The organism is Inquilinus limosus MP06 (assembly GCF_000767795.1).
GTDB classification, from domain to species: Bacteria; Pseudomonadota; Alphaproteobacteria; order DSM-16000; family Inquilinaceae; genus Inquilinus; species Inquilinus limosus_E.
The window spans coordinates 22,477-29,006 of record NZ_JANX01000011.1 but is presented as its reverse complement, the minus strand read 5'-3'; the positions used below and the strand labels follow the sequence as shown (position 1 = coordinate 29,006).

6 protein-coding genes are annotated in these 6,530 nt (G+C 69.0%); 3 read left to right on the top strand and 3 right to left on the bottom strand.

The genetic code is table 11. The features are described from left to right. From P409_RS02435 to P409_RS02425, 3 genes are all read left to right on the top strand, one after another. Positions 1-1,198 (top strand): NAD-dependent succinate-semialdehyde dehydrogenase (locus tag P409_RS02435; protein ID WP_034831421.1); only part of this gene is annotated, 1,198 nt, incomplete at its 5' end. A gap of 181 nt (positions 1,199-1,379) precedes the next feature. After that, complete coding sequence (locus P409_RS02430; protein WP_034831420.1) at positions 1,380-2,426, top strand: sugar phosphate isomerase/epimerase family protein; 1,047 nt, start codon at positions 1,380-1,382, stop codon at positions 2,424-2,426. A gap of 19 nt (positions 2,427-2,445) precedes the next feature. Further along, on the top strand, positions 2,446-3,597 hold the full coding sequence (locus tag P409_RS02425; RefSeq protein ID WP_034831418.1) for a Gfo/Idh/MocA family protein: 1,152 nt from the start codon (positions 2,446-2,448) through the stop codon (positions 3,595-3,597). 29 nt (positions 3,598-3,626) lie between these two features. Here P409_RS02425 and P409_RS02420 read toward each other — a convergent pair whose 3' ends face one another. The 3 genes from P409_RS02420 to P409_RS02410 are packed head-to-tail and all read right to left on the bottom strand — an operon-like array spanning position 3,627 to position 6,519. Continuing rightward, positions 3,627-4,472 carry a carbohydrate ABC transporter permease gene (locus P409_RS02420; protein ID WP_034831416.1) on the bottom strand — a complete coding sequence of 282 codons (846 nt, stop codon included), beginning with the start codon at positions 4,470-4,472 and terminating at the stop codon, positions 3,627-3,629. After that, complete coding sequence (locus P409_RS02415; RefSeq protein WP_034831414.1) at positions 4,472-5,416, bottom strand: carbohydrate ABC transporter permease; 945 nt, start codon at positions 5,414-5,416, stop codon at positions 4,472-4,474. The genes P409_RS02420 and P409_RS02415 overlap by 1 nt, the downstream gene beginning before the upstream one ends. Next, positions 5,413-6,519 carry an enolase C-terminal domain-like protein gene (locus tag P409_RS02410; protein ID WP_034831412.1) on the bottom strand — a complete coding sequence of 369 codons (1,107 nt, stop codon included), beginning with the start codon at positions 6,517-6,519 and terminating at the stop codon, positions 5,413-5,415. Before P409_RS02410 ends, P409_RS02415 begins: the two co-directional genes overlap by 4 nt. Positions 6,520-6,530 lie beyond the last annotated feature (11 nt).

Genomic DNA, 6,530 nt, shown 5'->3' with positions numbered 1-6,530 from the left:
GCGCGCCGAGGACCTGGCCCGGCTGATCGCGCTGGAGAACGGCAAGGCCCTGCGCGACGCGCGCGGCGAGGTCGCCTATGCCGCCGACTTCTTCCGCTGGAACGCGGAGGAGGCCGTGCGCGTCTGCGGCGACTTCATGCTCTCCCCCACCGGGGCGAACCATATCGTCGTCGATTACGAGCCGGTCGGCATCTGCGTTCTGGTCACGCCCTGGAACTTCCCGGCGGCGATGGCCACCCGCAAGATCGCGCCCGCGCTCGCCGCCGGCTGCACCGTGGTGCTGAAGCCGGCCAGCGAGACGCCGCTGACCGCCTATGCGCTGGCCGCGCTGTGCACGGAAGCCGGGGTGCCGCCGGGCGTCGTCAACGTGCTGACCACCTCGACCCCCGGCCCGGTGACGGCGGCGATGCTGGCGGATCCCCGTGTGCGGAAGCTGTCCTTCACCGGCTCCACCCAGATCGGCCGTCTCCTGCTCGCCGAGGCGGCGAGGCATGTCGTGAGCTGCTCGATGGAGCTCGGCGGCAACGCACCGCTGATCGTCTTCGACGACGCCGACCTGGAACTGGCGATCGAGGGCGCCATGCTGGCCAAGATGCGCAATGGCGGCGAGGCCTGCACGGCCGCCAACCGCTTGTATGTCCAGTCCGGCCTCTACGACCGGTTCGCGGCGGAGCTCGCGGCGCGGATGGCGGCGCTGACGCTCGGCCCCGGCACCGACCCGGCCACCGAATGCGGCCCGATGATCAACCCGGCGGCGGTCGACAAAATCGAGCGGCTGGTGGACGACGCCCTGTCGCGCGGCGCCCGGCTGCTTTGCGGCGGTCGGCGACCGGACGGGCCCGGCTGTTTCTATCCGCCGACCGTGCTGGACGGCGTCCCGGCCGATGCCGCCATGGCGCAGGAGGAGATCTTCGGGCCGGTCGCCGCCCTCAGCCGCTTCGAGACCGAGGACGAGGCCGTCGCCCTCGCCAACGCCACCGAATACGGCCTGGCCGCCTATGTCTTCACCCGCGACTTGGCGCGCGGCCTGCGGGTCTGCCGCCGCCTGGAGACCGGCATGGTCGGGCTCAACCGCGGCCTGGTCTCCGACCCGGCGGCGCCGTTCGGCGGCACTAAGCAGAGCGGCCTCGGACGCGAGGGCGGCGCCCAGGGCGTGCTGGAGTTCCTGGAGGCCAAGTACATCGCGACGCGGCTTTAGCCGGCCGGGCCCGGTGCTCCGTCTTCGGTCTGGCCGGCCCGGCGCGTCCGTCGTTTAATGAGGGGAACCCGGGGACGCGGATCGACGTCGCGGCAGAAGTCCCCGGGGAAGGGTCGAGCCGCTGACCGGGCAAACCGGCAGTCAAAACAAGGCCTGCGACGTCAGATCTGGGGAGGATCCGATGACCAACACCTATCCCAAGCTGCACAACGCCGCCTGGCCGGGCATCGTCGGCAAGGGGAGCGGTTCCGAGCCGATCATCCCGCTCGACACGCTGCTGCGCCTGACCGCCGAGGCCGAGGTCGACGGCGTCAGGTTCGACGGCATCGACCTGTTCATCACCGATCCGCATGTCTCGATCGACAGCGACGGCGATGCGGTCAAGCGGATGGCCGATCACATCGCCGGCTACGGGCTGAAGGTCGGCTCCTTCGTCGCGCCGATCTGGGGCGGTGCCGGCGGCGGTTCGGCCATGGGCTCGACCGACGACCGCAAGCGCTTCGTCACACAGGTCCGGAAGGCCTGCGCCATCGGGCGGCAGATGCGCGAGCTGGGCATCCGCCCCACCGGCGGCATCCGGATCGACTCCTCCACCGGCGTCGAGGCTTGGCACCGGGATCCCGAGAACAACACCCGGCTGATCGCGCAGACCTTCCGGGAAGCGGCCGACATCGCCGAGGACCATGGCGAATTCCTCGTCGCCGAGGGCGAGATCTGCTGGGGCGGCATGCATTCCTGGCGCGAGATGGTGAAGCTGCTTGAGCTCGTCGACCGCCCGGGCGTAGTCGGCTACCAGGCCGACATGGCGCATTCGATGCTCTACACGCTCGGATACAATGCCGAGCAGGATCGCATCCTGCCCCGGGATTTCGACTGGTCCGATCAGGCGACGCTCGACGCCGCCTATCGGCAGGTGGCCGATGCGCTCCGCCCCTGGACGATGGATTTCCACGTCGCCCAGAATGACGGCACCGTCTTCGGCTCGGGCGATCACGAGAAGACCGGCCGCCACTGCCAGGTCACCGACCCGAACGGCCGGCTCGATATCGCCAGGCATGCCGGCTACTGGCTGCGCGACGGCGACGGCACCCTGACCCGGCGGATGCGCCATATCTGCTGGGACGGATGCATGTTCCCGAATGCGATGATGGAGGACCAGAACACCTGGAACGCCGTGCTCGGCGCCATGATCAAGGTGCGCGACGCCCATGGCTGGCGCGAAGACTGAGGCGGGGGAGCAACGAAAAATGGCCAAGACACTCAATGTCGGCATGGTCGGCTACGGCTTCATGGCCCGGGCCCATTCCAATGCCTGGGGCAAGGTCTCGCATTTCTTCGACACCGGCTATCGGCCGGTGCTGAAGGCGGTCGCGGCGCGCAACAGCGAGAAGGCCGGGGCCTTCGCGCGGATGTGGGGCTATGAGGGCGTCGAGAGCGACTGGCGCCGGCTGGTCGAGCGCGAGGATATCGACGTGATCGACATCTGCACGCCGAACGACAGCCACGCCGAGATCGCGATCATGGCGGCCGAAGCCGGCAAGATGGTCACCTGCGAGAAGCCGCTCGCCCGCAGCGCCGCCGAGGGGCTGCCGATGGTGCAGGCGGTCGAGGCGGCCGGCGTGCCGAACATGGTCTGGTACAATTACCGCCGCGTGCCGGCGGTGAGCCTGATCAAGCAGGTCGTCGACCAGGGCCTGCTCGGCCGGATCTACCACTACCGCGCGAAATTCCTGCAGGACTGGACGATCTCACCCGATGTGCCGCAGGGCGGCGCCGGGACATGGCGGCTCGATGTCGACGCGGCCGGTTCAGGCGTGACCGGCGACCTGCTGGCGCACTGCATCGACACGGCGATCTGGATCAACGGCTCGATCGGGAGCCTGACCGCCATGACCGAGACCTTCGTCAAGCAGCGCAAGCACGCGCTGACCGGCAAGGTGCAGCAGGTCGGCATCGATGATGCGGCAGCGGTGCTGACCCGTTTCTCGAACGGGTCGCTCGGCACCTTCGAATCCACCCGCTACGCGCGTGGGCACAAGGCGGCCTACACGCTGGAGATCAACGGCGAGAAGGGCTCCTTCGCCTGGGACCTGCACGACCTCAACCGCGTCGCCTGGTTCGATCATCGCACGCCCGGCATGCTGCGCGGCTGGACCTCCATCCTGGTCACGGACGGCGAGCACCCCTATCTCGGCAAATGGTGGGTGCCGGGGCTCACCATCGGCTACGAGCATTCCTTCGTGCACCAGGTCGCCGATTTCCTGCAGGGCCTTGCCGACGGCAAGCCGGCCGCGCCGACCTTCCGCGACGCGCTGGAGACGACGGTGGTCTGCGACGCGATCATCGCCTCGGGCAGGACCGGCCAATGGGTCGATGTCGAGGCGCAGAAATCAAGGTGACAAGGCCGCCGCGGATCGGCAATCCCCGCTCAGCCCTTCACCGCCCCGGCGGTCAGGCCCCGGACCATGGCCCGTTGGACGATGGCGAACAGCACGACGACCGGCACGATGCTGATGATGCCGCCGGCCGAGAGCGCGCCCCAGGGCAGCTGGAATTCCCCGACCATGAGCTGCAGCCCGACCGGCCAGGTGCGCGACCCGGTGCTGGTCGTCAGCATCAGCGCGAACAGGAACTCGTTCCAGGCCCCGATCGCGACGAACACCGCGGTGGCCACCAGCCCGCCCATCACAAGCGGCAGGACGATGCGCAGCATCGCGCCGATGCGGGAGGCGCCGTCGATCCGGGCCGCGTCCTCCAGCTCGGACGGCACCGCGTCGAAGAACCCCTTCATCATCCAGATGAAGACCGGCAGCAGGAACGTCGTGTAGGCCAGCGCCAGGCCGAGGCGGCTGTCGAGCAGGCCGACGCTGCGCATCAGGATGAACAGCGGCACGATGATCATCACCGCCGGGAACATCCGCACCACCAGGTAGAACAGCATCAGCTCGCGCCGGCCGCGGAAGCGATAGCGGGCGACGGCATAGGAGGCGAGCGTCCCGACCACGACGCAGATCGCCACGGTGGTCAGCGTCACCACGGCGCTGTTGGCGATCAGGGTCGGGAAGTTGGACCGCGTCCAGATCGCGACGTAGTTCTCGAACGTCACCCGGTCCGGGATGTACCGGATCGTCGCGGTGACGATGTCCGCCTCCGGTTTGAGCGAGGTCAGCAGCGCCCAGAGCACCGGGACCATCGCGAAGATCACGATCGACAGCGCGGCGGCGTAGCAGAGCAGGGCGTGGAGCCGGCGCCGGGCGGAACGGCTGCGAAGCATCAGTCCCTCATCGCGTTGGAGAGCTTCACATAGGCGTAGCTGAACACCATCAGCAGCAGGAACATGACCACGGACAGCGCGCTGGCGTAGCCGAAGTTGAACTCCTTGTTCGCCTTCAGGAAGGCGTAGAGCGACAGCACCTGGGTCGAGCGGCCGGGCCCGCCGCCGGTCAGGATCAGCAGGATGTCGGGCGAGTTCACCAGGCTGATGACCCGCAGCACCACCGTCGCCACGATCACGACCCGGAGCTGCGGCAGAGTGATATGCACGAACTGGCGCCACAGCCCGGCGCCGTCGGTCGCCGCCGCCTCGTAGAGGTCGCCGGGGATGCCCTTCAGGGCTGCCAGCAGCAGCAGCGCGAAGAAGGGGAAGCCGTGCCAGACCTCCACCACCATGGCGGCGGCCATCGCCGTGTCCGGATCCGCGAACCAGGCCTTGTAGCTGCCAAGGAGTCCGACGCGCACCAGCATGTCGTTCAGCACGCCCAGGCGCGGATCCAGCATCAGCGCCCACATATGGCCGGCGACGACATTCGGCAGGAACCACGGCAGCAGCACCAGGATCCCGAGCACGCGGAAGCCCGGCAGGCTGATGTTGAGCACGAGCGCCGTCAGCAGCCCGAGCAGCAGCTCGCCGGCCGCCGCCCCGGCGACCCAGACGACGGTGTTCTGCAGCGACAGCCAGAAGACCGGGTCCCTGACGAGCGCGATGTAGTGCTTGAGGCCGACGAAGCCGGTGCCGAGATCGACCCGGTTGAGCCGCATCTCGCGGACGCTGAGCACCATGCCCCACAGCGTCGGGTACAGCACGACCGCCAGGATCAGCACCAAGCTGGGCAGCAGCAGGTAGTAGGCCCAGCGCGGGCTCTCCGACAGGCGGCCGAACCGGCCGAGCCGGCGGGGCGTCGCCGGTGCCGGCGCCGAGGGCAGGTCCAGCGCCGTCATGCCCGCGCCACGGCGGTGGCCTCGATCCGCTCCCAGTCGAGATCGAAGCCGATGCCCGGAGCGTCGGAGACCGTGAGCACGCCGCCCTCGATCGCCAGCGGCCCGAGCTTGCCCAGCCCCGCGATCTGCTCGCTCGAGATCACCAGCTGCTCGTAATAGTCGTTGTTGCGGATGGCGGCGCAGAGCTGGGCGTTGGCCAGGCCCATCCCGTGCACCTGTGCCCGCATGCCATGGGCTTCCGCCAGATGCGCGATCTTGACCGCTCCGGTCAGGCCGCCCTTGTAGAAGGTGCTGGTCCGCGCCATGTCGAGCGCGCCGGCCTGGATCCAGCTGGCCATGTTCCAATGGCAGCCGTCCGAGGTCTCCGCCGCCAGGACCGGGATGTCGAGCGCGTCGCAGAGCTTGCGGTACGAGCCCAGCTCGAACTCCCGCATCGGCTCTTCGTACCAGAGGAACCCTTCCGCCTCGAGCACCCGGCCGAACCGCAGGGCGGTGACGTAGTCCCAGCCGGCCGACCCGTCGAACATCAGATCCGCGTCGGGCCCGGCCCAGCGCCGCAGGTTGCGGGACAGCGCCGCATCCTCCTTCGCGTCGCCCCAGGCGTGCAGCTTGAAGGCGGTGAAGCCGGCGTCGATGCACTCCTTGATGTGCCGCTCGTATTCGGCCATCGAGTCCCAGGTGACCGTGGACGCATAGGCCGGCACCCGGCGGTCATGGCCGCCGAGCAGCTGGTGCAGCGGCATCCCGGCGGCCTTGGCCTTGATGTCCCAGGCCAGCAAGTCGACGATGCCGAGATGCGGCATCGGGATCTCCTCGATCCGGTCGATCTCCCAGACCAGCGTCCACAGCCGCTCGGTCAGCAGCGGGTTCTCGCCGATGAGGCGCTTCAGCCGCCGGTCGACCAGGCTCATGGCGCCCCAGGCGTTCGTCACCTCGATCGCGCCGGTGATGCCGGCATCGGTGTCCATGCGGATCACGGCCTTCAGCGGCTTGCGGTCCGCAGGGGTGCCGTCGCCGGACCCGGCCAGACCCTTGCGCCAGCGATAGGGGTGGGCGGGGTGCTCGGCCTCGACCACCCAGCAGCGGATGTCCTCGATGCGCATGCCGTGCCCCT

Coding starts and splice junctions, on each gene's coding strand:
- P409_RS02430 (WP_034831420.1), top strand. CDS start 1,380: ATGACCAACACCTATCCCAAGCTGCACAACGCCGCCTGGCCGGGCATC.
- P409_RS02425 (WP_034831418.1), top strand. CDS start 2,446: ATGGCCAAGACACTCAATGTCGGCATGGTCGGCTACGGCTTCATGGCC.
- P409_RS02420 (WP_034831416.1), bottom strand. CDS start 4,472: ATGCTTCGCAGCCGTTCCGCCCGGCGCCGGCTCCACGCCCTGCTCTGC.
- P409_RS02415 (WP_034831414.1), bottom strand. CDS start 5,416: ATGACGGCGCTGGACCTGCCCTCGGCGCCGGCACCGGCGACGCCCCGC.
- P409_RS02410 (WP_034831412.1), bottom strand. CDS start 6,519: ATGCGCATCGAGGACATCCGCTGCTGGGTGGTCGAGGCCGAGCACCCC.